This window comes from Streptomyces rubellomurinus (assembly GCF_000961885.1).
In the GTDB taxonomy this organism is placed as follows: domain Bacteria; phylum Actinomycetota; class Actinomycetes; order Streptomycetales; family Streptomycetaceae; genus Kitasatospora; species Kitasatospora rubellomurina.
On record NZ_JZKH01000358.1, the window covers coordinates 1 to 323 of the forward strand.

Genomic DNA, 323 nt, shown 5'->3' on the forward strand with positions numbered 1-323 from the left:
GGCGGAACAGGGCCGCGCGCTCATCGGCATGCCGATCGGCCTGGCGATCGTCCTGGCCGTCTCCGGAATCCTCCCAGGCTTCGTCACACCGTCCGGACTTCCCACCTGGGCCCGCATCTCGATCGGCGCGCTGGCGGAGGTGGCATTCCTCCTCTACGCGCTGGTGCTGGGCCGAAAGGCCGTCGCCGGCGGAGAAGTCGGCGACCTGGCCGAGGCCGACCGGCCGGACCTGCAGCCGGTCGCGGCCTGAGCCGATGTGATCAACAGGCCGCTGACCTGCTACTCTTCTCGCATCCCGACCAAACCATTGACGTGGTGAGGGT

1 pseudogene is annotated in these 323 nt (G+C 69.0%); it reads left to right on the forward strand.

From position 1 onward, the window contains the following. Window positions 1–250, forward strand: a pseudogene (locus VM95_RS38195) (stage II sporulation protein M); the annotation flags it as partial. Window positions 251–323 lie beyond the last annotated feature (73 nt).